The organism is Mycobacterium sp. 1164966.3 (assembly GCF_001665395.1).
Classification (GTDB): Bacteria; Actinomycetota; Actinomycetes; order Mycobacteriales; family Mycobacteriaceae; genus Mycobacterium.
The window spans coordinates 1-21547 of record NZ_LZSG01000015.1; the positions used below are offsets into that span (position 1 = coordinate 1).

General features: G+C 67.0%; 22 protein-coding genes. 10 read left to right on the forward strand and 12 right to left on the reverse strand.

The window, feature by feature from the left end:
- The 4 genes from A9W99_RS05520 to A9W99_RS05535 all read right to left on the reverse strand — a co-directional run.
- The coding region (locus A9W99_RS05520) for a DEAD/DEAH box helicase (RefSeq protein WP_156622951.1) at nucleotides 1-2784 on the reverse strand (2784 nt) is incomplete at its 3' end.
- A gap of 69 nt (nucleotides 2785-2853) precedes the next feature.
- Nucleotides 2854-3528 (reverse strand): TetR/AcrR family transcriptional regulator, encoded by a 675-nt coding sequence (locus A9W99_RS05525; RefSeq protein ID WP_067374635.1) that lies wholly within the window; start codon nucleotides 3526-3528, stop codon nucleotides 2854-2856.
- Between the two features lie 49 nt (nucleotides 3529-3577).
- Nucleotides 3578-5095: an aldehyde dehydrogenase family protein gene (locus A9W99_RS05530; protein ID WP_067374637.1), complete on the reverse strand. Its 1518-nt coding sequence runs from the start codon at nucleotides 5093-5095 to the stop codon at nucleotides 3578-3580.
- Nucleotides 5092-6318, reverse strand: coding sequence for a VOC family protein (locus tag A9W99_RS05535; RefSeq protein WP_067374638.1), 1227 nt, complete (start codon nucleotides 6316-6318; stop codon nucleotides 5092-5094). The genes A9W99_RS05530 and A9W99_RS05535 overlap by 4 nt, the downstream gene beginning before the upstream one ends.
- A gap of 42 nt (nucleotides 6319-6360) precedes the next feature.
- On the opposite strand from A9W99_RS05535, the gene A9W99_RS05540 reads away from it, so the two are divergent.
- The 7 genes from A9W99_RS05540 (at nucleotide 6361) to A9W99_RS05570 (ending at nucleotide 11326) form a co-directional block, all read left to right on the forward strand.
- Entirely contained in the window at nucleotides 6361-6813 is a 453-nt protein-coding gene (locus A9W99_RS05540; RefSeq protein ID WP_067374639.1) for an Lrp/AsnC family transcriptional regulator, read from the forward strand.
- 53 nt (nucleotides 6814-6866) lie between these two features.
- Nucleotides 6867-8201: an L-lysine 6-transaminase gene (gene lat, locus A9W99_RS05545; RefSeq protein ID WP_067374760.1), complete on the forward strand. Its 1335-nt coding sequence runs from the start codon at nucleotides 6867-6869 to the stop codon at nucleotides 8199-8201.
- A gap of 130 nt (nucleotides 8202-8331) precedes the next feature.
- Nucleotides 8332-8715, forward strand: coding sequence for a hypothetical protein (locus A9W99_RS05550; protein WP_067374640.1), 384 nt, complete (start codon nucleotides 8332-8334; stop codon nucleotides 8713-8715).
- Between the two features lie 128 nt (nucleotides 8716-8843).
- Nucleotides 8844-9224: a phage holin family protein gene (locus A9W99_RS05555; RefSeq protein ID WP_067374642.1), complete on the forward strand. Its 381-nt coding sequence runs from the start codon at nucleotides 8844-8846 to the stop codon at nucleotides 9222-9224.
- A 175-nt stretch (nucleotides 9225-9399) separates the two neighbouring features.
- The gene (usfY, locus tag A9W99_RS05560; RefSeq protein ID WP_067374644.1) at nucleotides 9400-9717 is read left to right on the forward strand and encodes a protein UsfY; all 318 of its coding nucleotides are present in this window, start codon (nucleotides 9400-9402) and stop codon (nucleotides 9715-9717) included.
- Nucleotides 9718-10095: 378 nt separating this feature from the next.
- The gene (locus A9W99_RS05565; protein ID WP_067374646.1) at nucleotides 10096-10530 is read left to right on the forward strand and encodes an anti-sigma factor; all 435 of its coding nucleotides are present in this window, start codon (nucleotides 10096-10098) and stop codon (nucleotides 10528-10530) included.
- Between the two features lie 7 nt (nucleotides 10531-10537).
- Nucleotides 10538-11326, forward strand: coding sequence for an RNA polymerase sigma factor SigF (locus A9W99_RS05570; RefSeq protein ID WP_067374648.1), 789 nt, complete (start codon nucleotides 10538-10540; stop codon nucleotides 11324-11326).
- Here the strand turns inward: A9W99_RS05570 and A9W99_RS05575 are convergent.
- The 7 genes from A9W99_RS05575 to A9W99_RS05605 all read right to left on the reverse strand — a co-directional run bounded on the left by A9W99_RS05575 (nucleotide 11297) and on the right by A9W99_RS05605 (nucleotide 17930).
- The gene (locus A9W99_RS05575; protein WP_067374650.1) at nucleotides 11297-11710 is read right to left on the reverse strand and encodes an STAS domain-containing protein; all 414 of its coding nucleotides are present in this window, start codon (nucleotides 11708-11710) and stop codon (nucleotides 11297-11299) included. The genes A9W99_RS05570 and A9W99_RS05575 overlap by 30 nt on opposite strands.
- A gap of 239 nt (nucleotides 11711-11949) precedes the next feature.
- Nucleotides 11950-13758, reverse strand: a complete 1809-nt coding sequence (locus tag A9W99_RS05580) for an acetyl/propionyl/methylcrotonyl-CoA carboxylase subunit alpha (protein WP_067374652.1) — start codon at nucleotides 13756-13758, stop codon at nucleotides 11950-11952.
- A gap of 110 nt (nucleotides 13759-13868) precedes the next feature.
- Nucleotides 13869-14297, reverse strand: coding sequence for a SufE family protein (locus A9W99_RS05585; RefSeq protein WP_067374653.1), 429 nt, complete (start codon nucleotides 14295-14297; stop codon nucleotides 13869-13871).
- On the reverse strand, nucleotides 14294-15190 hold the full coding sequence (locus A9W99_RS05590; RefSeq protein WP_067374656.1) for a sulfurtransferase: 897 nt from the start codon (nucleotides 15188-15190) through the stop codon (nucleotides 14294-14296). The genes A9W99_RS05585 and A9W99_RS05590 overlap by 4 nt, the downstream gene beginning before the upstream one ends.
- 192 nt (nucleotides 15191-15382) lie before the next feature.
- A complete protein-coding gene (locus A9W99_RS05595; protein ID WP_067374658.1) occupies nucleotides 15383-16021 on the reverse strand; it encodes a nucleoside triphosphate pyrophosphatase in 639 nt (212 codons plus the stop codon).
- The gene (locus A9W99_RS05600) at nucleotides 16018-16284 is read right to left on the reverse strand and encodes an acyl-CoA carboxylase subunit epsilon (RefSeq protein ID WP_082929837.1); all 267 of its coding nucleotides are present in this window, start codon (nucleotides 16282-16284) and stop codon (nucleotides 16018-16020) included. The genes A9W99_RS05595 and A9W99_RS05600 overlap by 4 nt, the downstream gene beginning before the upstream one ends.
- A complete protein-coding gene (locus A9W99_RS05605) occupies nucleotides 16281-17930 on the reverse strand; it encodes an acyl-CoA carboxylase subunit beta (protein ID WP_067374660.1) in 1650 nt (549 codons plus the stop codon). The genes A9W99_RS05600 and A9W99_RS05605 overlap by 4 nt, the downstream gene beginning before the upstream one ends.
- 124 nt (nucleotides 17931-18054) lie before the next feature.
- Between A9W99_RS05605 and A9W99_RS05610 the strand changes: the two genes are divergently transcribed.
- The 3 genes from A9W99_RS05610 to A9W99_RS05620 are packed head-to-tail and all read left to right on the forward strand — an operon-like array spanning nucleotide 18055 to nucleotide 20912.
- Nucleotides 18055-19560 (forward strand): adenylate/guanylate cyclase domain-containing protein, encoded by a 1506-nt coding sequence (locus A9W99_RS05610; protein ID WP_067374663.1) that lies wholly within the window; start codon nucleotides 18055-18057, stop codon nucleotides 19558-19560.
- A gap of 8 nt (nucleotides 19561-19568) precedes the next feature.
- A complete protein-coding gene (locus A9W99_RS05615; protein WP_067374665.1) occupies nucleotides 19569-20387 on the forward strand; it encodes a biotin--[acetyl-CoA-carboxylase] ligase in 819 nt (272 codons plus the stop codon).
- A 9-nt stretch (nucleotides 20388-20396) separates the two neighbouring features.
- Nucleotides 20397-20912, forward strand: a complete 516-nt coding sequence (locus tag A9W99_RS05620) for a PH domain-containing protein (protein WP_067374666.1) — start codon at nucleotides 20397-20399, stop codon at nucleotides 20910-20912.
- Here A9W99_RS05620 and A9W99_RS05625 read toward each other — a convergent pair.
- Nucleotides 20870-21541, reverse strand: coding sequence for a GtrA family protein (locus tag A9W99_RS05625; RefSeq protein WP_067374764.1), 672 nt, complete (start codon nucleotides 21539-21541; stop codon nucleotides 20870-20872). The two genes, A9W99_RS05620 and A9W99_RS05625, sit on opposite strands and share 43 nt — an antisense overlap.
- Between the last annotated feature and the right edge of the window lie 6 nt (nucleotides 21542-21547).

The window sequence follows — 21547 nt, forward strand, 5'->3', positions numbered from 1 at the left end:
GCCTTCGGCGTCGCGGGCGGCCCGGTCGGCCGACAGGTGCTGCAGTTGGCGGCCGGTCGCGGCGACCACCTCGGGGTCCAGCAGCTCGCGCAGTTCGACGCGGCCGAGCAGCTCGGCTAGCAGCGTGCTGTCCAGCGCGAGGGCCGCGGCGCGCCGCTCGGCCAGCGGGACGTCGCCCTCGTACATGAACGCACCGACGTACCCGAACAGCAGTGAGGCAGCAAAAGGCGACGGCTTGGCCGTCTCGACCTCGACCACCCGCACCCGGCGCTGGGCGATGCGGGCCATCAGCTCGACCAGCGTCGGGACGTCGTAAACGTCTTGCAGGCATTCGCGGACGGTCTCCAGCACGACCGGGAAGTCGGGGTATTTGCGGGCCACTTCCAGCAACTGGGCGGCGCGTTGGCGCTGATGCCACAGCGGCGAGCGGCGTCCCGGGTGCCGGCGGGGCAGCAGCAGTGCGCGTGCCGCGCATTCCCGGAAGCGCGACGCGAACAGCGCCGAACCGCCCACTTCGGCGGTGACGATCGGGTCGATCTCGTCGGCGTCGAAGACGAATAATTCGGCCCCCGGCGGGCGGTCTTCCCCGGGAGACAGACCGATGTCCGGCAGCCGCACCACGATGCCGTCGTCGGAGGCGGTGGGCTTCTCGTCGATGTCGTATCGTTCGCGCAGCCGGCGGCTCACTGCCAGGGCCAGCGGTCCGTGCACCCGCAGCCCGTAGGGCGAGTGCAGGATCACCCGCCAGTCACCCAGCTCGTCGCGGAACCGTTCGACCAGCAGTGTGGTGTCGGTGGGGATTGCCCCGGTGGCGGTCCGCTGATCGTCCAGCAGCACCCAGAGGTTGTCCGTCGCGTAGTCGTCGAAACCCAGTCCTGCACAGCGTTTCCCGAACGCCTCGCGGTCCAGGTCGGCCAGCTCGCCGGTGAACGCGCCGAGCGCGGCGCCGAGTTCGGCGGGCCGGCCGACGTCGTCGCCGCGCCAGAACGGCAGCCGGGCCGCCTGGCCGGGCGCCGGCATCACCAGCACCCGGTCGTGGGTGATCTCGGTGATCCGCCAGCTGGTCGCGCCCAGCGAGATGACGTCGCCGGGCCGCGACTCGTAGACCATTTCCTCGTCCAGTTCGCCCACCCGAGAGGGTTTTTCGGAGTCTTCAACTGAAGAAGCTAGATAGACGGTGAACAGTCCGCGGTCGGGGATGGCACCGCCGGAGGTGACGGCCAGCCGCTGCGCGCCGGGCCGCGCGGTCAGGGTGCCGGTATCGCGGTCGTAAACCAGCCGTGGTCGCAGCTCGGCGAACTCGGTGGACGGGTATTTGCCGGACAGCAGGTCCAGGGTGGCCTCGAACACGCTGCGCGGCAGCGTCGCGAAGGGGGCGCTGCGACGTACCGTGTCGAACCAGCGGTCGGCGTCGAGGGGCTCCAGCGCGGCCGCCGCCACGGTGTGCTGCGCGAGGATGTCCAGCGGGTTGGCCGGCACTCGCATGGTTTCGATCTGGCCGGTGAGCATCCGCTGCACACTGACTGCGCAGCCGATGAGGTCGGTGCGGTGCTTGGGGAACAGCACGCCACGCGAGATCTCGCCGACCTGGTGCCCGGCCCGGCCGATGCGCTGCAGACCGCTGGCCACCGACGGCGGGGCCTCGACCTGGATCACCAGGTCCACCGCGCCCATGTCGATGCCCAGCTCCAGGCTCGACGTCGCCACCACGGCCTTGAGTTGCCCGCGTTTGAGGTCCTCTTCGACGATGGCGCGCTGTTCCTTGCTGACCGATCCGTGGTGGGCCCGGGCCAGCACCGGCGGCGCACCGAACGTCTGGCCGCTGGCCATCACATACGCCGGCGCGCCGCCGGCGACCTGCGAGTTACCAGCGTCGGGCAGTGCGATCCCGGAGCGTTCGGCGTGGATTTCGTTGAGCCGCGCGGTCAGTCGCTCGGCCAGCCGTCGCGAATTGGCGAACACGATCGTCGAGTTGTGCGACTCGATCAGGTCCACCAGCCGCGCCTCCACATCGGGCCAGATGGTGTTGTTGGTCAAATTGGCCATGTCGGGCACCGGCACCTGCACGGACAGCTCCACGGTCTTGGCCGACGGGGGAGCGACCACTGTCGTCTGGGACCCCGGGCCTACGCCGGACAAGAACCGCGCGAGCTCCTCGGGCGGGCGCACGGTCGCCGACAAGCCGATCCGCTGCGCCGGCCGGCCCTCGGCCAGCTCGTCGAGCCGCTCCAGCGACAGCGCCAGGTGTGCGCCGCGCTTGCCGGCGGCGATCGCATGGATCTCGTCGACGATGACCGTCTGCACACCGGCCAGGGTTTCGCGTGCCGCCGACGTCAGCATCAAAAAAAGTGATTCCGGCGTGGTGATCAGCACGTCGGGTGGGCGAGTGATCAGTTCGCGGCGGCGTGCGGGCGGTGTGTCGCCCGAGCGGACCCCGACGCTGATCTCAGGTGGCCGAAGACCGCGCTGCTCGGCGAGGCGGGTGAGCCCCGCCAGCGGCGTGCGCAGGTTGCGCTCGACGTCGACCGCCAGCGCCTTGAGCGGAGACACGTAAAGCACGCGGGTCCCCGGCCGGCGGTCGGATGCAGCAGCCGCGCTGGCGAGGTTATCCAAAGCCCACAGGAAGGCCGCCAATGTCTTGCCGGACCCGGTCGGCGCGATGACCAGTGTGTTCTTGCCGTCCGCGATGGCTTCCCAAGCGCCGGCCTGCGCGGCGGTGGGCGCGGCGAAGGTGCTGGTGAACCAGTCGCGGGTGATCGCGCTGAATCGGCCTAACGGGGTCACCCAGCCATCGTGCCAACGGGCACCGACAAATAACCACCGTGGCCGAAGCAGAAGAGCCGGCGACCCGAATTACTCCTGCGGGACCTGCCGCGCGGTCGCCATCGCGTGGGCGAGTTCGGGCGGGATGTCGGGCACCCGGGCGATCGCATCCAGCAGGGCGTGTGCGCAGGCGTCGGCCAGGCGCTCGGCGTTGGACGTGGGGTCGATGATTCGCTGTCTGCAGATCTCGAAGGCGAACGATAGCCACCCGTTGAGGATCACCCGCAGGTCCCGCTCGACGTCCGGCCCCAGCTTCGCGCCCGGAATGCCGCCGACCACGACCCCGATGCGCTGCATGATGTGCTCGAGCTGGCGGTTCTTGGCTTCGTCGTCGATGCCCAACAGGATCGGATCGGACCGGCCCAGGCCCACGTACGCCGCCCACGCGGCCTCCGGATGCTGCTCGTGGTACGCCATGTACCCCAAGACACCGATCCGGATTTCCTCGAACATGGTCAGGCCGGTGGGTGGCAGGTTCAGCGTGGCCTCGTGCAGCCGGTCCGCCTCGTCCTTGACGACAGCGGCGAAGAACGCGCGCTTGTCCGGGAAGTAGTGATACATCAGGGCACGGGACACGCCGGCGCGCTCTGCGATTTCGTCGATGCGGACCTCGTCGTAGGGCCGCTTGCCGAAGACCTCGGCCCCCAGCGCGAGCAACTCGGCTCGGCGGTCTTCCGGGGATAACCGCCTGCGAGCTGCTGCCATGTGTCTAGATAATACTCATGTCAACTATGCGCTCTGCCAGGTTTGACGTTCAGCCGAACCGCACGCCCTGCGCCAGCGGCAGTTCGCTCGAGTAGTTGACGGTGTTGGTAGCGCGCCGCATGTAGGCCTTCCACGCATCCGAACCGGACTCCCGACCACCACCGGTCTGCTTCTCGCCGCCGAACGCGCCACCGATCTCGGCGCCCGACGTGCCGATGTTGACGTTGGCGATGCCGCAGTCCGAGCCGTCCAGGAAACGCTCGGCCTCGCGCAGGTCGGTGGTGAAAATCGCGGACGACAGGCCCTGTGGCACCGCGTTGTTGAGCGCGATCGCGTGGTCGAGGTCGTCATAAGTCAGCACGTAGAGGATCGGGGCGAAGGTTTCGGTCGCCACGATAGCGGTCTGGGCCGGCATCCGGACGACGGCGGGCGTGACGTAATACGCGCCCGGCACGTCGAACCGCCGGCGCTCCCCGCCGATCACCTCAGCGCCGTCGGCGCGTGCCTGCTCCAGTGCCCCCACCATGTCGCGGTAGGCGGTCTCGTGAATGAGTGGTCCGACGAGTGTGTCCGGAGCCGAGGGGTCGCCGATGGCCAGCCGCGCGAAGGCGGCCGCGACCCGCTGCACCACCACATCGGCCACCGAACGGTGCACGATCAGCCGGCGCAGGCTGGTGCAGCGCTGCCCGGTGGTGCCGGCCGCGGCGAACACGATGCCGCGCACCGCCAGGTCCAGATCGGCCGACGGCGTCACGATCGCCGCGTTGTTGCCGCCGAGCTCCAGCAGCGCCCGGCCGAAGCGACCCGCGACGCGCGGACCGACCTGCGCGCCCATCCGCACCGAACCCGTCGCGGACAGCAGCGCGATCCGCGAGTCGTCGACCAGCCGCTCACCGAGCTCGCGGCCGCCAAGCACCAGCCCGCTCAGTCCCGACGGCGCACCCACGTCGACGGCGGCCCGCGTGACCAGGGCCTGGCAGGCCAGCGCGGTCAGCGGCGTCAGCTCCGAGGGTTTCCACACCACCGGGTCTCCGCACACCAATGCCACCGCCGCGTTCCACGCCCAGACCGCGACGGGGAAGTTGAAGGCGGTGATCACGCCCGCCACACCCAGCGGATGCCAGGTTTCCAGGAGCCGGTGCCCGGGGCGCTCCGAGGCGATGGTTCGGCCGTACAGCTGGCGGGAAAGCCCCACCGCGAAGTCGCAGACGTCGATCATCTCCTGGACCTCGCCCAGCGCCTCGGAGGTGATCTTGCCGACCTCGATCGTCACCAGCGCTGCGAGGTCGTCGCGGTGTGCGGTCAGCAACTCGCCGAGCCGGGCCACCAACCGGCCGCGCACCGGTGCCGGCGTCGCCCGCCACGCCGAAAACGCCTCGGCCGCATCGGCGATGACTTGATCGGCCTGCTCGGGCGTGGTCTGCGTAACGGTGAATAGCACCTCACCGGTGATCGGGGTGCCGGCGGGCAGGCCGCTTGGGTCGCCCGGGTCGCCCAATTCGGCGGTGACGCCGATCGCGGCGAACGCGTCGAGCGCCCGGGCCGACAACGCGCGGTGCTGGTTCATGCCGAGGCCTCCTCGTAGAGCGTGTAGGGATCGTGAATGTCGCGGCCGATGGCGCCGGCCAGCCACTGCCAGTCGTAGCCCGCACCGTCCGCGACATCGTGGGCTGTGCCGTCGTGGTCCAGGTTGGAACGAAAGATGCCCGCCGCCGATGCCGGCAGGAAGTCTTCGTAGACGACCGGCGCCGACGGGTCGCCGCCGCGGTAGTAGGCCAGCCCTTGGGCGGCCATCTCCGCATCGGTGGCTGGGAAGTGGTCGTCCCACATGCGGGCCGGATCCGGGTGAGCCATCGCGGCGTCGTAACGGGCGCGGCCGTCGCGCGTCAGTGCCACACCGCGCGACTCGACTTCCCCGAAGCGCACCCGCAGGCTGCCCGGGCGGACGACACCCGCCCCGTCGCGAAATAGGCATGGTTCCTCCAGGGCGCGAAACGACGTTTGGCGCAACAGCACCGCCGGTCCTTCGGTGCGGGGAGGTCCCTGAATGGCATCGATCATGGTGATGCCGCGCCGGTGCATCCGCGCGTACAGCTCGTCGATGTCGAGTACTCGCGGCGTCAAGTGGTTGATGTGGGTGGAGCCGACGCCGGCGATGTCGGCGGCCACCGCAGACACCCGCGACAACTCGTCGTACCAGCCCTTATCGATGGGTTCGCGGGACAGTGCGAAGGCCGCCACCGCGGCCGCGACGAAACCGCGCGCCGGCTCGGCGTCGCAGCCGCCGTCGGACGTGATCGAGCGGGCGCGGGCGAGCAACGCCGGGTGGAACAGCGCGCGCCGCGACAGGAAGGACTCCACCCGGCGCCGCAGCCCGGCATCGAAGAATCTGCGGTCTCCGGTCGTCAGCATCGAGGTGAACACCCGGAACGGATTGCGCGCCAGCTCGTCGGTGTCGACGGGACGAAACGCGGTGGACACCACCGGTATCGGTGACTCGGCGCAGCGCAGGTCGTAGTAGCCCACCGGCGCCATCCCGAACGCGGCGAACAGGTCGGCGACCGCGGTCAGCTCGGCCGGGCTACCCACACGGATGGCGCCGTGGCGTTCGGCGGTGACCCGCTGCAGCGAGCCGAGCCGCTCGGCGTCCGGATGGCGCGTCACGTAGTCGCGGTTGACCTCTTCGCTGACCTGCACCAGGGTGCCGTAGGCGGGTACTTCGGACGCGTACATAGACGACAGTCCCGCGGCGAAGGCGGCCCGCAGCTGCCAGGCTTGCAACGTGCTCATGGAATGCCTCGGGGTGGAAGCGCGCTGCGATAATCTCCGGCCATGGCTGAGACGCTCGACGACATCGACCGGATCCTGATGCGTGAGCTGGTCGCCAACGGACGCGCCACCCTTTCGGAGCTGGCCACCAGTGCCGGCCTTTCGGTGTCGGCCGTCCAGTCGCGGGTGCGCCGGCTGGAGTCCCGCGGCGTGGTCTCGGGGTATTCGGCGCGGATCAACCCTGAGGCCGTCGGGCACCTACTGTCAGCGTTCGTCGCCATTACTCCTCTCGATCCGTCTCAACCCGATGATGCGCCGGCGCGCCTGGAGCACATCGGGGAAATCGAGTCGTGTCACTCGGTGGCCGGCGAAGAAAGCTACATATTGCTGGTCCGCGTCGAGTCGGCGCGTGTGCTCGAAGACCTGTTGCGACGGATTCGGGCGACCGCGAACGTACAGACCCGGAGCACCATCATCTTGAATACTTTTTACAGCGACAGACAGTACATACCATAAACTTTCCGATGCATTAGCAAGGATTCCGTAAATACCCCGCTATCATGAGCGGCATGACGTGTGCCCTCAAGCTCTCGGCGATCGAGCCTGACCAGGTCCGTGAGGTGCTGGCGCGAAGCATCCTGGTCGACGGCTTCGACCTGGTGCTCGATCTGCAGCGGTCGGCCGGTTCCTATCTGGTCGACGCCCGAGACGGGCGGCGGTATCTGGACATGTTCACGTTCGTGGCGTCCTCGGCGCTGGGCATGAACCATCCGGCCCTGGTCGGCGATGACGAATTTCGCACAGAAATGCTGCAGGCGGCGCTGAACAAGCCCAGCAATTCCGATGTGTGCTCGGTGGCGATCGCCCGGTTCGTCGAAACGTTCGTCCGCGTCCTGGGGGACCCGTCGCTGCCGCATCTGTTCTTCGTCGAAGGCGGGGCACTGGCCGTGGAGAACGCGCTGAAGGTCGCGTTCGACTGGAAAAGCAGACATAACGAGAAGCACGGCATCGACCCCGTGCTCGGCACCCGGGTGCTGCACCTGCGCGGGGCGTTTCATGGCCGCAGCGGATACACCTTGTCGCTCACCAACACCAAGCCAGTCGCCGTCGACCGCTTCCCCAAGTTCGACTGGCCGCGCATCGACGCGCCGTTTATTCAGCCAGGCCTGGATGGGCGCGCCATGGATGCGCGGGAAGCGGAGTCGCTCCGCCAGGCCCGCGCGGTGTTCGAGGCGCACCCGCACGACATCGCGTGTTTCATCGCCGAACCAATCCAGGGCGAAGGTGGGGACCGTCACTTCCGGCCCGAGTTCTTCGCGAAGATGCGCGAGTTGTGCGACGAGCACGACGCGCTGTTGATCGTCGACGAGGTGCAGACCGGCTGCGGGTTGACCGGAACCGCGTGGGCCTACCAGCAATTGGGCGTCCAGCCCGACGTCGTGGCGTTCGGGAAGAAAACTCAGGTGTGCGGAGTGATGGCCGGCCGGCGTGTCGACGAGGTCGCCGACAACGTCTTCGCGGTTGCCTCCCGGCTCAATTCGACGTGGGGCGGCAGTCTGGTCGACATGGTGCGTGCGCGTCGGATCCTCGAGGTGATCGAGGCTGACGGGTTGTTCCAGCGAGCCGCCGAACTGGGCAGCTACCTGCGCGCCCGGCTCGACGAATTGGCCCACGACTTCCCCGGTCTGGTCCTCGACCCGCGGGGTCGCGGCCTGATGTGTGCGTTCAACCTGCCCGGCACCGCAGAGCGCGACGAATTGATCCGCAAGTTGTGGCAGCGCGCGGTGATCGTGCTCCCCACCGGCGCACGCGGCGTGCGCTTCCGTCCCGCATTGACCGTTTCCCGCGCCGACATCGATGCGGCGATCGCCGGCGTACGCAGCGTATTGACGTCGGTCGAATAGGGCGGACCGCGATTACATCGGCGGTAAACGGGTATTCACCCGACAAATCGGCTATTGAAACGAATCGGGCATCGCGAACGAAACACCTTAAGACGTGAGAGCGGCCGATCGCTGAAATACGAGGTTCAAAATGCAGAGAGCGCGTGAGCGGTCACCCGGTGATCGTTTGGGCCAGGAGGACAGCGAGGTCCACGCCGCTATCCGCTTTGCACTTCTTGCTGCGGGCGCCGGCGTCGGCTTCGTCATTCTGGCCGCATTGTGGGTTAGTACCTGCCCAGGAGTCAGCGTGGACACCGCGGCGTGCGGTCCGCCCGAGCGGACTCTGCTGGGTCTCGGCGGACCGTTGATCATGTTCGCGGGCGGCATCTGGGCCTTCGTACGGACTTATCGCGTGTGGCGCAGAGAAGGCACCTGGTGGGGATGGCACGGCGCGGGATGGTTCTTGTTCACCTTGATGGTGTTGTCGCTGTCGATGGTCGTGCCCCCGATCGTCGGGCCGGTAATGGCATTTTGAGTCCGGCTGTCGCCGGCGAACAATTATTGAGCTCCTAATTTCGGGCAACTGCGTCTACAGCCGACGGCATATTGCGCACTCAACGCGGTTCTTCACAGCCACACTCCGCAAGACCTACGCTTATTGCCATGAGGCAAATCTTGCTGCGGACAGTTGTGCTTCTGGGATGCTGGGCGATCGGACTACTGGTGGCAGCGTGGGTCGTTCCCCGAGTTTCGTTGTCGATGTCGGGGTTCATCGTCGCCGTGGTGGTGTTCGCGGTAGCACAGGCGGTCCTGTCGTTCGTGATCTTGAAGCTGCCCCACAGTTACGCGTCGCTGCTCCTCGGCGGCGCCGGCCTGGCCTTGACCGTCGTCGCATTGGGTCTTGCCGCGGAATTGACTCACGGGCTCACCATTCGTGGCGGCGCATCCTGGGTGGCCACCACGGTGGTGGCTTGGCTCGTGACGACCATCGGAGCAATTTCGCTGCCCGACCTGTTCGCGCGCGAGGACGCTGACTCAGTCTGACCAATTCGAGCACCAGCGGACCATTCGCGATGCCGTGCGAATTCGCCCCCGGACGGCCCTTTGCAGTATTTCGCGACTTTCCCGGGCTCTCGCCGGTAAGCCAAATTCGGCATTTCGCCGGCTCTGCCAAATGGGTAGCATTTCAGTATCTCGTCCGACGAGGGAGGGAGGCGTGATGGGAGACACGCATCGCGATCCGACGGATTACTCCCGGACCACGCAACCACACGCCGGCATCGTCATGAAGGACAACTTTTTCTGGCCCGGGTTGATCCTGCTGGCTGTGGCGGTGTCCGGGATGATCGGCACGGCGGTAGCTGCCAGCTACCGACATTACGAGTGGCTCAGCACGACGATCCTGATCGCCGTCCTCGGATTGATCGCCGGGGCGATCTGGTTCGTCGTGGAGAATCGCCGAGTGAGCCGCATCGAGGAGCAGTGGTACTCCGAGCATGCGGACAGTCTGCCGCGCCAGCGCACGGCCCAAAGTTAAGACCGCCAGCGGCCCCGCAGTTTCGCGCCGCGGCACAGACGTGAATTCGCGCGGTTACCGGCTGCGTCGAGTGGGTATCAGGTCTAGACCATGATGAGTGCGGGCGGTATTGCGATAGCGTGGCCAACCCGTCATGGGGCGCAGAATCATTGACACCATCGACGAACGTCCTTACCGCGACCACGATCAATATGACCAGCATGATCCCGCGTGCCGCACAGGCGCCTGCCCGGCCGGCTCGTTGGCGCGTCCGCCGCGTGCTGGATTTGTCAGTTTCGCCCCAATCGGGTCGAATATCCGGGGGCAATCATGGCTAACCAGCTCGAAGGCGAGACTCAAAGCGGTACTAGTGTCGATCACATATTGCCGGGAGACTATATGAGCGATGCGGAATCGCGCGGCAAGCGCCAACGCGGGGAGCGCGCTGTCGAACTGCAAGTTGCCGCCCGCCTGGAGAACTTGGCGATGCTGCGCACCCTGGTCGGTGCGATCGGCACCTTCGAGGACCTGGATTTCGACGCCGTCGCGGACCTGCGACTAGCGGTGGACGAGGTGTGCACCCGGTTGATCCGCTCGGCTACTCCGAACGCAATGCTCACCGTCGTCGTGGATCCGCGCGACGACGAACTGGTGGTGGAGGCTTCCGCGGCGTGCGACACCCACGACGTCGTCGCACCCGGCAGCTTCAGTTGGCACGTACTGACCTCGCTGGCCGACGACGTCCAGACCTTCCATGACGGACGTGAGCCCAATGAGTCCGGCAGTGTTTTCGGCATCACGCTGACGGCGCCACGGGCGGCCACTAGCAGGTGAGAGCCAGGTGACAGCGCGAGCTGCCGGCGGTTCTGTGTCGCGCCCGAACGAATACGCCGATGTCCCGGAGATGTTCCGTGAGTTGGCGACACTGACTGGAGATCCGTCGGAATTCCAGCGCCGGCGCGACGAGATCGTGCAGCGATGCCTGCCGTTGGCCGATCACATCGCCCGGCGATTCGAGGGCCGGGGCGAACCGCGTGACGATCTGGTTCAGGTCGCCCGGGTCGGATTGGTCAATGCAGTCGTCCGCTTCGACGTCGAGACCGGTTCGGACTTCGTGTCCTTCGCGGTGCCCACGATCATGGGTGAGGTTCGGCGTCACTTCCGTGACAACAGCTGGTCGGTGAAGGTCCCGCGGCGGTTGAAGGAACTGCACCTGCGGCTCGGCACAGCCACCGCCGATCTTTCCCAACGGCTCGGCCGGGCGCCGACCGCGACGGAACTGGCCGACGAACTCGGGATGGACCGCGAAGAGGTCGTCGAAGGCCTGGTGGCCGGCAGCTCCTACAACACCTTGTCCATCGACAGTGCCGGTGGCAGCGACGAGGACGACGCCCGCGCCATTGCCGACACGCTGGGCGACGTTGACAACAGCCTGGACCGGATCGAAGACCAGGAGGCGCTTCGCCCGCTACTCGAGGCGCTGCCCGAGCGCGAGCGAATGGTGTTGGTACTCAGGTTTTTCGAGTCGATGACGCAAACGCAGATCGCCGAACGGATCGGCATTTCGCAGATGCACGTGTCGCGGCTGCTGGCGAAATCGCTAGCGCGGCTGCGGGACCAATTGCAGTAGGCCCGATTTGGGGGCGGTGTCCCCGTCGCCGCTCATCGCCTCGGCCAGCGACGTTGCGGTCGGCAGCGTCGCGTCGGGATCGCAGATGCTCAACAAGTGGTTGACCGCCCTGCCGGGTATCAGTGCCCACTGCGCGCCGACTGACGAGCACACCACGTTGATCCGATGCAGCGCCGAAAAGCCCGCAGTGCCAATGAAATCCACGCTGCGCAGGTCCAAGACCACTCGCTTGGACCCACGGACGGCACGTTGGACGCAGTCGGTGAGCTGGTTGGCGTTCGCAGCGTCGATTTCACCGTGGGCGGTGACCACGGTGGCGAACTTGTCGCGGCAAGTGGTGAATTCCGCGGGGCGGCATTCTTGCCACGATTGGGTCACAGACATTGCTGACTCCGATCAGCGGCTAGTGCTATGGATCGCGCCGACGGATCTGGTGTCGCTCGCGGGCAAGGGGGACACCTCCCGAGCGTCACTGATCCTGGTGGCGGCGACCCGCTTCGCGGGGCTACTCCGCGTTCGCGAGCGCCAATGGCGTGATTCCGGGCGGCTGTGAACTCAACCTTCTCGCACCCTACCCAAGGTGCGCCCGGCCGACAACGACGCAGGCCAGGCGTGTCCGATCGTTACTTGATCTCGGCGAGCACCGTGCCCTGGGTGATGGCCGCGCCGGCCTCGACCGCCAGACCGGTGATGGTCCCGTCCTTGTGCGCGGTGACGGGGTTCTCCATTTTCATCGCCTCGAGCACCACGACCAGGTCGCCGACGGAGACCTCTTGTCCCTCCTCGACCGCGACTTTGACCACCGTGCCCTGCATGGGGGCGGTCACCGCGTCGCCGGAAGCTACCGCGCCGGCATGGCCGCCGCGCTTGCGCGGCTTGGGCTTCTTTCTGATAACACCGCTGACACCGGCGTCTCCGGAGCCATTGCTCAGCGCCAGATCGCCGGGCAGCGACACCTCGAGGCGCCGGCCGTCGACCTCGACCACCACCTTCTGCCGCGGGCGGGTCTCCTCCTCATCAAGAGGTTCGCCGCCGGTGAACGGCTCGACGGTGTTGTTCCACTCGGTCTCGATCCAGCGAGTGTGTACCGAGAAGCCGTTCTCGTCGCCGATGAACGCCGGGTCGGACACCACGGCGCGGTGGAAGGGGATCACGGTGGCGAGGCCTTCGACCTGGAATTCGTCCAGCGCCCGCCGGGCCCGGGCCAGTGCCTCGAAGCGGTCGGCGCCGTACACGATCAGCTTGGCCAGCATCGAGTCGAACTGGCCACCGATCACCGAGCCGGTTTCGACACCGGAATCCAAGCGCACGCCCGGCCCGCAGGGCGGGTGGAATTTGCTCACCGGACCGGGCGCGGGCAGGAAATTGCGGCCCGCGTCCTCGCCGTTGATCCGGAATTCGATGGCATGCCCGCGCGGGGTGGGGTCCTCGGTGATGTCCAGCTTTTCGCCGTTGGCGATCTTGAATTGCTGCAGGACCAGGTCGATGCCGGCGGTTTCCTCGGTGACCGGGTGCTCGACCTGGAGGCGGGTGTTGACCTCCAGGAAGGAGATCAGTCCGTCCTGGCCGACCAGGTATTCGACCGTGCCCGCGCCGTAGTAGTGGGCCTCTTTGCAAATCCGCTTCGCCGACTCGTGGATCTCCTTGCGCTGCGCGTCGGTGAGGAATGGCGCCGGCGCCTCTTCGACCAGCTTCTGGAAGCGGCGCTGCAGCGAGCAGTCCCGGGTGCCGGCGACGACGACGTTGCCGTGCTGGTCGGCGATCACCTGCGCCTCGACGTGGCGGGGCTTGTCCAGGTACCGCTCGACGAAGCACTCGCCGCGCCCGAACGCGGACACCGCCTCGCGAACCGCCGATTCGTACAGCTCGGGGATCTCCTCCAGGGTGCGGGCCACCTTCATGCCCTTGCCGCCGCCGCCGAACGCGGCCTTGATCGCGATCGGCACGCCGTACTCCTTGGCGAACGCCACCACCTCGTCAGCGTCCTTGACCGGGTCCGGGGTGCCCGGGACCAGTGGGGCCTGTGCACGTGCGGCGATGTGACGCGCGGTGACCTTGTCGCCGAGGTCGCGGATTGACTGCGGGCTGGGCCCGATCCAGATCAGGCCGGCGTCGATGACCGCCTGGGCGAAGTCGGCGTTCTCCGACAGGAAGCCGTAGCCGGGATGGATCGCGTTCGCGCCGGACTTGGCCGCCGCGTCGAGGATCTTGGCGAAGTCCAGGTAGGACTCGGCCGAGGTTTGTCCGCCCAGGGCATAGGCCTCGTCGGCCAGGCTCACGTGCGGGGCCTCGGCGTCGGGCTCGGCATAGACCGCCACGCTGGGCAGGCCTGCGTCCCGCGCCGCCCGGATCACCCGGACCGCGATCTCGCCGCGATTTGCGACCAGAACCTTCGAGATCCCAGGGATCCTCGAGCTGGCGTGACTAGCCACTGCGCCTCCTGTTGGCATATCTGCAAACCTTGGATGTCTAAGAGAGTTTCTTACAACTCGTGGGAAGTCTAAGCGCCGCGCCGGACGCGCGGCCAGGCGGTGCCGGGAATTCAGGATTCCGGCGAGGTCTCCCGCAATCGCCGCTTGATCCTGGCGAGCATCGCCGACATACCGCGCAGCCGAAGCGGGCTGATCAACGCGGCCAGACCCAGGTCGGTGTAGAAATCTTCGGGCACCGCGAGAATGTCGGCGGCAGGTTGTTCGTCGAGGCCCGCGGCCAGGATGGAGGCGAATCCGCGGGTGGTCGGCGCTTCGGCCGGCGCGCTGAAATACAGTCGCACCCGGGTTGGATCGTCGGCGTCGACATGCAGAAACAGCGGGGATTGGCACTCGGGCACCGGTTCCATCGCTGCCTCTTCCAGCTCGGACGGCAGCGCGGGAAGTTCGTTGGCGAATTCCAACAGCAGCTGCAGCTTGTCCTGGCCCTGGACTTCGGCGAAGTCGGACACCACCTCTGCGAGCGGGGCGGGCAGAGTCATGCTGCTCCGGGTGCCCGCCCAGGTTCCTCGCCGGCGACGATCGGCACGCGCACGGTGTTCCCCCACTCGGTCCAGGAGCCGTCGTAGTTGCGCACCCCCGGCTTACCCAGCAGGTGGGTGAGCACGAACCAGGTGTGGCTGGACCGCTCGCCGATGCGGCAATACACGACGGTCTTGTCGTCCGGGGTGATGAAGCTGTAGAGCTCTTCCAGCTCTTCGCGGCTGCGGAAGCGGCCGCTCTCGTCCACTGCCTTACCCCATGGGATCGATCTGGCTGTGGGGATGTGGCCGGCGCGCAGCGCGCCTTCCTCCGGGTAGTCGGGCATGTGGGTGCGCTTGCCGGTGTATTCCTCCGGTGAGCGCACGTCGATCAGCGGCTGGCTGCCGATCACGGCCAGCACGTCGTCTTTGAACGCGCGGATGGGTGCATCGTTGCGCTGCACCACCGGATAACCCGTGGACGTGTGGGTCGGCACGTCCAGCGTGGTGTCGCGGCGCTCGGCCAGCCACAGGTCGCGGCCGCCGTTGAGCAACCGCACGTCGGGATGCCCGAAGAGCGTGAAGACCCACAGCGCGTACGCCGCCCACCAGTTGCTCTTGTCGCCGTAGATGACCACGGTGTCGTCGCGGGCAATGCCCTTTCGGTTCATCAGGTCGGCGAACTGCTCGCCATTGATGTAGTCACGGACCCGCGGTTCGTTGAGGTCGGTGTGCCAGTCGACTTTCACCGCGCCGGGAATATGACCGACGTCGTAGAGCAGCACGTCCTCGTCGGATTCGACGATCACCAGGCCCGGCGCGCCCAGGTTGGCTGACAGCCAGTCGGTGGTGACCAGGCGTTCGGGGTGGGCGTAGGCCGACAATGTGGGGCTCGGATCTGGGGGTAGCGGCACGCATTCGAGCCTACCGCTGACCCGCGGGTCGTCAGGTGGGAGTGCTGACTGAGTAGCTCGGGCGTCGAGTGTGAATCCACGGCTTTCGGTGTGCATCTATGGCGTTCGTTGTGCATCCTGGGCGGAAAAATCGCCGAATCGCCGCCCTGGCCTCACTTCGAAAGCCCTGGCTTCACTTCGAAAGCCCTGTATTCACTCCGGATTGGCCGCCCAGAGCGCAGACACCGACACTCCGACCCGCTGCAGCAGTGACCGAAGCAGCGGCAGGCTCAGGCCGATCACATTCGACGGGTCGCCGTCCACACCGTCGACGAACCAGCCGCCCAAGCCGTCGAGAGTGAAGCCGCCGGCGACCCGCAGCGATTCGCCGCTGGCCAGGTACGCTTCCAGGTCGGTAGCCGACGGCGTACCGAAATGCACTGTCGTGATTGATGTTTCAGTCTCCTGGTGGACGACGCGTTGGTCCACCAGGCGGATGACGCAATGGCCGGTGTGGAGTTGGCCGGCGCGGCCGGCCATCGATTGCCACTGCGCGCGGGCCTCGGACAGCGATCGTGGCTTGCCGCACAGCCGGTCGTCGAAATAGAGCATCGAGTCACAGCCGACGACAACGCAATCCGAGCCGACGGGCCCATCGAGCCTGGCCGCGACCTGTTCGGCCTTCGCGCGGGCGAGCGCGCACACGACCTGGTCAGGCGATGCCGTCGAGCCCAGATTCGCGGTGAGGCGATCCTCGTCGACGCCGGACACCGCGACCAGCGGGTCCACGCCGGCCTGGCGCAGCACCTTGAGCCGACCCGGCGAGGCCGAGCCGAGCACCAGGCGGGTCACTGTTTCATGTGCGTCATTTGCTGCAGGGTGAGCCGCTGGTAGTTGGACATCGAAAACCGGAGCCGGTCGACCGGGAGCCCCCACCGGGTGCCCTCGGGCTGGGCTGGCTCAGCGGAGGCGGCGCCGACGCAGCCCAGGACGGCGATCAGCGCGGCCAGCTCCGCATCGGTGGGCCGGCCCTTTTCGATGTGGATGTGCGGCTCGTGGGCGTGCACCGTCTCGTTCCCGTCACTTACAGGGTTCGTTCCGCTCACTTGACTCACAGCGGTATGTTCCCGTGCTTCTTGGGAGGCAGGTGAGAGATCTTGCGTTCCAGCAGGCGCAGCGTCGTGCCGATGTAGCCCCGGGTGTGCGACGGCGGTATCACCGCGTCCACGTACCCGCGTTCGGCCGCGACGTAGGGGTTGACCAGCGTGTCCTCATACTCCTGCTGCAGCTGTAACCGCAGCGCATCGACATCCTGGCCGGCGTCGGCCGCCTCCTTCAGCTGTTTGCGGTAGACGAAGCCGACGGCGCCAGAGGCGCCCATCACCGCGATCTGCGCGGTCGGCCAGGCGATGTTGACGTCGCAGCCCATGTCCTTGGAGCCCATGACGCAGTACGCGCCGCCGTACGCCTTGCGGGTGATGACGGTGATTTTGGGGACGGTGGCCTCGCCGTAGGCGAACAGCAGCTTGGCGCCGCGCCGGATGATGCCGTTGTACTCCTGGCCCGTGCCCGGCAGGAAGCCCGGAACGTCGACCAGCATGACGATCGGGATGTTGAAGCAGTCGCAGGTGCGCACGAACCGGGCCGCCTTCTCCGAAGCGTTGATGTCCAGGCAGCCGGCGAAGTGGGTGGGCTGGTTGGCCACGATTCCGACCGGGCGGCCGTCGATGCGGCCGAACCCGACGACGATGTTCTGGGCGTAGCCCGCCTGGATCTCGAGGAACTCGTCCTCGTCGAGAATGCGGGTGATCACCTCGTGCATGTCGTAAGGCTGGTTGGGCGAGTCCGGGATCAGCGTGTCCAGCTCGATGTCTTCCTCGGTGAGGTTGTCCTCGATCGCGCCCTCGGGAACCGGCTCGGCGTAGCGCGGGGGGTCGGTGAAGTTGTTGGGCGGCAGGTAACTCAGCAGGTCGCGCACCCAGTCGAAGGCATCCTGCTCACCGGATGCCACGTAGTGCAACGTGCCCGACTTGGCCATGTGCGTGTGGGCCCCGCCGAGTTCCTCCATGGTGACGTCCTCGCCGGTGACGGTCTTGATGACGTCGGGTCCGGTGATGAACATCTGGCTGGTCTGATCGACCATGACGACGAAGTCGGTGAGGGCGGGGGAGTACACGTGCCCACCGGCGGCGGCGCCCATGATCAGCGAGATCTGCGGCACGACGCCGGAAGCCAGGATGTTGTTGCGGAAGATCCGGCTGTACAGGCCCAGCGAGACCACGCCTTCCTGGATGCGTGCGCCGGCGCCGTCGTTGATCCCGATGAGCGGACGGCCGGTCTTGATCGCCAATTCCTGGACCTTGACGATCTTCTCGCCGTACACCTCGCCGAGGCTGCCGCCGAACACCGTGGCGTCCTGGCTGAAGATGCACACCTCGCGGCCGTCGATGGTGCCGTAGCCGGTGACCACGCCGTCGCCGAGCGGCCGGTTGGCCTCCAGCCCGAAGTTGGTGCTGCGGTGCTTGGCCAGCGCGTCGAGCTCGACGAACGAGTCCTCGTCCAGCAGGGCATAGATGCGCTCGCGGGCTGTCAGCTTCCCCTTGGCGTGCACCTTCTCGACGGCGGCCTCACCGACGGGGTGCATCGACTCCTCGCGTCGCCGGTGCAGCTCGGCCAACTTGCCCGCGGTGGTGTGGATGTCGATCTTGTGCTCTGCGGCGGGCTCGGCGGTATGTGCCGAGTGGTCGGTAACGCTTGTCATGGGAGTCGATGTTATCGGCAGTCCTTACGGCTACCCTCGGCGCGGCGCGGAGAAATCCGCGGAATGCCCGGTGAGCTGCAGCGATCCGCAGGTCGTTTGGGTGCTCGGCGTTTAGTCTCGCGCTATGGACCGCATCTGGCAGTGGGCGTGGGATCGGTACGGGGCAAGGTACACGATGGTGATCGGCGCGATCTCGTTCCCCATACTGCTGTCGATCTACGCTATTCCGTCGTTTTGCGTTGTCGCACTGGAGCAGTCCGATCACTATGTCGAGGCGGCCGTCGTCACCGTTGTCGCCGTGCTGGTGTGCGGGGGTGTGACGGCCCTTCCCGGCCGCCGACTGATCCGCCTTGTGGAGCGGTGGGCAGCCGGCCGCGAGGTCGATCGGGCAAGCGCACTGGAGGCCACCTACACCTGGGCTCGGGGATTTGGTGTCCGAGCGGTGCTAGGCAACGCGGTTTTGGGCGCCGTGGTTTTGGTCCTCGTCGCTGCCATCGCCGGAGCGGGCGTATCGCGGCTGGTCCAGTACGGGATGCTGGGCACCGCCCTCGGAGCTGCCATCCTGCTGCCCGGTGTGCACGGCACGATGGAAGCCGCGCTGCGGCCGGCACGGGTCGCCATCGTCGGCGACACGGGGATCGGTGATTCCCTGCCGCGCTCGCGCCCAACTTTTGCCGCGTGGACGAACGCCTCCATGCTCGCGGTCGCGTTCGCTTACGCCGTCGCTGGCGCGATGCTGGCAGCCGTGTTCGATCGGGCCGGTAAGGCACCGGTGGTCTTGCTCGTGATCGGGTGTGCGTTGCTGCTTTTCGCGGTGCCGGTCACCGTCGCCGCTGCGTTCTCACCGTCCCTTCGACCGGTTCGCGACCTCGCACAAGGAACTGAACGCGTTGCCGCCGGTGACTACAGCCAGCGCCTGCCGGTGGTTCAAGACGACGACCTTGGCGCCTTGGCCGCCTCATTCAACCGGATGCAGGCGGGTTTGGCTGAGCGGCAACGACTTCAAGGCGCATTCGGGACTTACGTCGACCCAGTCCTGGCGGCGCGGCTGCTCGAGCAGGGAGACGACGTCTTCACCGGTGAACGACGCGAGGTGACGGTGATGTTCATCGACATCCGCGACTTCACCCCGTTCGCCGAGGCGAACACCGCCGAGGACACGGTTGCCCGGCTTAACGCCCTATTCGAAATCGTCGTGCCTGCGGTTGTCGACGCGGGTGGGCACGTGAACAAGTTCCTGGGGGACGGTGCTTTGGCAGTCTTCGGCGCCCCGAACGACCTCGCGGATCATGCGGGCGCCGCTGTGGATGCCGCTGTGCTCATTCACCGTCTGGTCACCGAGCGATTCGATGGCACGCTTCGTATCGGCATCGGCATCAACACCGGGAAGGTGATAGCCGGCACCATCGGCGGCGGCGGCAAGCTCGAGTTCACTCTGATCGGTGACGCCGTGAATGTCGCGGCTCGTGTCGAGCAGCTCACCAAAATCACCGGCGACGCGATCCTGCTCACCCAGCAGTGCATCGACGCCTTGGCCTTCCGACCGCCCGGACTCATCGACCGCGGGTCGCACTTCCTGAAGGGCAAGTCGGCCTCCGTGCAGGTCTTCGGCCTGGACGCGCTCTTCTAAGCTGGCGGGTGATGGACCGCGATCACCTGAGGTTGCCCCTGGACGCCGAAGCATTGCGTCCCGCGGTGATCGGTGCCGGTTGGCGGCAATTCGACGTCGTCGAGCAGACCGGCTCCACCAATGCCGACCTGTTGGCGCGTGCCGCCTCGGGCGCCGACATCGACGGGGCGGTGCTGATCGCCGAGCACCAGACCGCCGGGCGGGGACGGCAGGGCAGGGGCTGGTCGGCCACACCGCGGGCGCAGATCACCATGTCGGTGGGCGTAGCCGTGGTGGACGTCCCGGTCGCCGCGTGGGGCTGGCTGACGCTGGCCACCGGCGTAGCGGTGCTGGACGCCCTGGACGACGTCGCCCCCGAGCTGGCAGCGGTAGAGGTGGGCCTGAAGTGGCCAAACGACGTGCTCGCCGGCGGCGGCAAGCTCGCCGGGATTCTGGCCGAGGTGGCGCGGCCGTACCTGGTGATCGGGCTGGGGCTCAATGTCACGCAGGCGCCTGAGGAGGTCGACGGTCCCGGGGCGACCTCACTGCTGGACCTTGGTGTGGCGGCACCCGACCGGGGCGCCCTGGTGGTCACGCTGTTGGACAAGCTGGCGGCGCGCGTCGCCGCCTGGCGGGCCGCCCGCGGTGCCGATCCTCGGTTGGCGGTCGACTACCGGGCCCGCTGTCTCACCCTCGGTAATCCTGTGCGGGCGGAGCTTCCCGGCGGCGAGCAGGTCGTCGGAACCGCGCGCGACATCGACGACCAAGGCCGGCTGTGCATTCGAACCGGCGGCGGCACCGAAACCGGCACCGTCGTCTCGGCCGGCGACGTCGTCCACCTGCGTTAGCCTTCCCAAGTGGGCTATCCCGAGAATGTCCTGGCCAAAGGCGAACAGGTCGTCCTGCACCACCATCCGCACTGGAAGCGGCTGATCGGGCCGGCTCTGGTGCTGATCTTCGGCACCGGGCTGGCCGTGTTCGGGGTTGCCGTCGTCAACTCGACGCAGTGGCCCCAACTCACCAAGAACGTGATCTACGGCGTCGTCGGGGCGATCTGGCTGGTGCTCGTCTGCTGGCTGACGCTCTGGCCGTTCCTGCGCTGGCTGACCACGAACTTCGTCGTCACCAACCGGCGCGTGATGTATCGGCACGGAGTGCTGACCCGCAGCGGGATCGACATCCCGCTGGCACGGATCAACAGCGTGGAGTTCCGCGACAAGATTCTGGAGCGGATGTTTCGGACCGGGACGCTGATTATCGAGTCGGCTTCACAGGATCCGTTGGAGTTTCACGACATTCCGCGCCTGCGCGAGGTGCACGCGCTGCTGTATCACGAAGTTTTCGACACCGGCCCGTCCGGCTCGCCCAACTGAGCGAACCGGTTGGCCCTGCGGTTGCGCCAGCCGCGGAGCAGCGTGACATTGCCATCCTGCAATCCGCCGTCGTAGGCGTCCTCGAACACCTCGGCGATGCCGCCCGCGGTGAGTGCGGATTCCAGCGCCTTCTCCGGGTTGCGGGCGAACTGGTCGGGGAACACCCAGCGCCGGAATGCCCAGAAGCGGAACGCCATCTGCAGCAGGTTGCCGATGATGTAGGCGGAGATGAAGTCGGCGATGTTCTCCACCGTCAGCGACACCGTCGGCACTCGCAGTTGCAGGACGTAGCTCGAGATCCACAGCGGCGCCATGCTCAGCAGCACCCCGACACCGCTGAACGCGAAGAACAACAGCGCCTCGTGATGGCGCTCGCGGCCACCACGGTCACGGAAGCTCCACTCCCGGTTCAGGATGTAGGACGCGATGACGGCGACGATTCCGGCAATCACCTTCGCGGTGACCGGCTTGGGCTCGAGAATCGTGAGTTTCAGCGTGTAGAAAATCGCCGAGTCAATGATGAAAGTGGTGCCGCCGACAATGGCGAATTTGATCAGCTCGTGATGGCGCAGCGCAAAAGGTTGAAGCAACTGGGGAAGACGCGCGATCGTGGCATCGGCAAAGGACACAGCACG

Coding starts and splice junctions, on each gene's coding strand:
- A9W99_RS05525 (WP_067374635.1), bottom strand. CDS start 3,528: ATGGCAGCAGCTCGCAGGCGGTTATCCCCGGAAGACCGCCGAGCCGAG.
- A9W99_RS05530 (WP_067374637.1), bottom strand. CDS start 5,095: ATGAACCAGCACCGCGCGTTGTCGGCCCGGGCGCTCGACGCGTTCGCC.
- A9W99_RS05535 (WP_067374638.1), bottom strand. CDS start 6,318: ATGAGCACGTTGCAAGCCTGGCAGCTGCGGGCCGCCTTCGCCGCGGGA.
- A9W99_RS05540 (WP_067374639.1), top strand. CDS start 6,361: ATGGCTGAGACGCTCGACGACATCGACCGGATCCTGATGCGTGAGCTG.
- lat (WP_067374760.1), top strand. CDS start 6,867: ATGACGTGTGCCCTCAAGCTCTCGGCGATCGAGCCTGACCAGGTCCGT.
- A9W99_RS05550 (WP_067374640.1), top strand. CDS start 8,332: ATGCAGAGAGCGCGTGAGCGGTCACCCGGTGATCGTTTGGGCCAGGAG.
- A9W99_RS05555 (WP_067374642.1), top strand. CDS start 8,844: ATGAGGCAAATCTTGCTGCGGACAGTTGTGCTTCTGGGATGCTGGGCG.
- usfY (WP_067374644.1), top strand. CDS start 9,400: ATGGGAGACACGCATCGCGATCCGACGGATTACTCCCGGACCACGCAA.
- A9W99_RS05565 (WP_067374646.1), top strand. CDS start 10,096: ATGAGCGATGCGGAATCGCGCGGCAAGCGCCAACGCGGGGAGCGCGCT.
- A9W99_RS05575 (WP_067374650.1), bottom strand. CDS start 11,710: ATGTCTGTGACCCAATCGTGGCAAGAATGCCGCCCCGCGGAATTCACC.
- A9W99_RS05585 (WP_067374653.1), bottom strand. CDS start 14,297: ATGACTCTGCCCGCCCCGCTCGCAGAGGTGGTGTCCGACTTCGCCGAA.
- A9W99_RS05605 (WP_067374660.1), bottom strand. CDS start 17,930: ATGACAAGCGTTACCGACCACTCGGCACATACCGCCGAGCCCGCCGCA.
- A9W99_RS05610 (WP_067374663.1), top strand. CDS start 18,055: ATGGACCGCATCTGGCAGTGGGCGTGGGATCGGTACGGGGCAAGGTAC.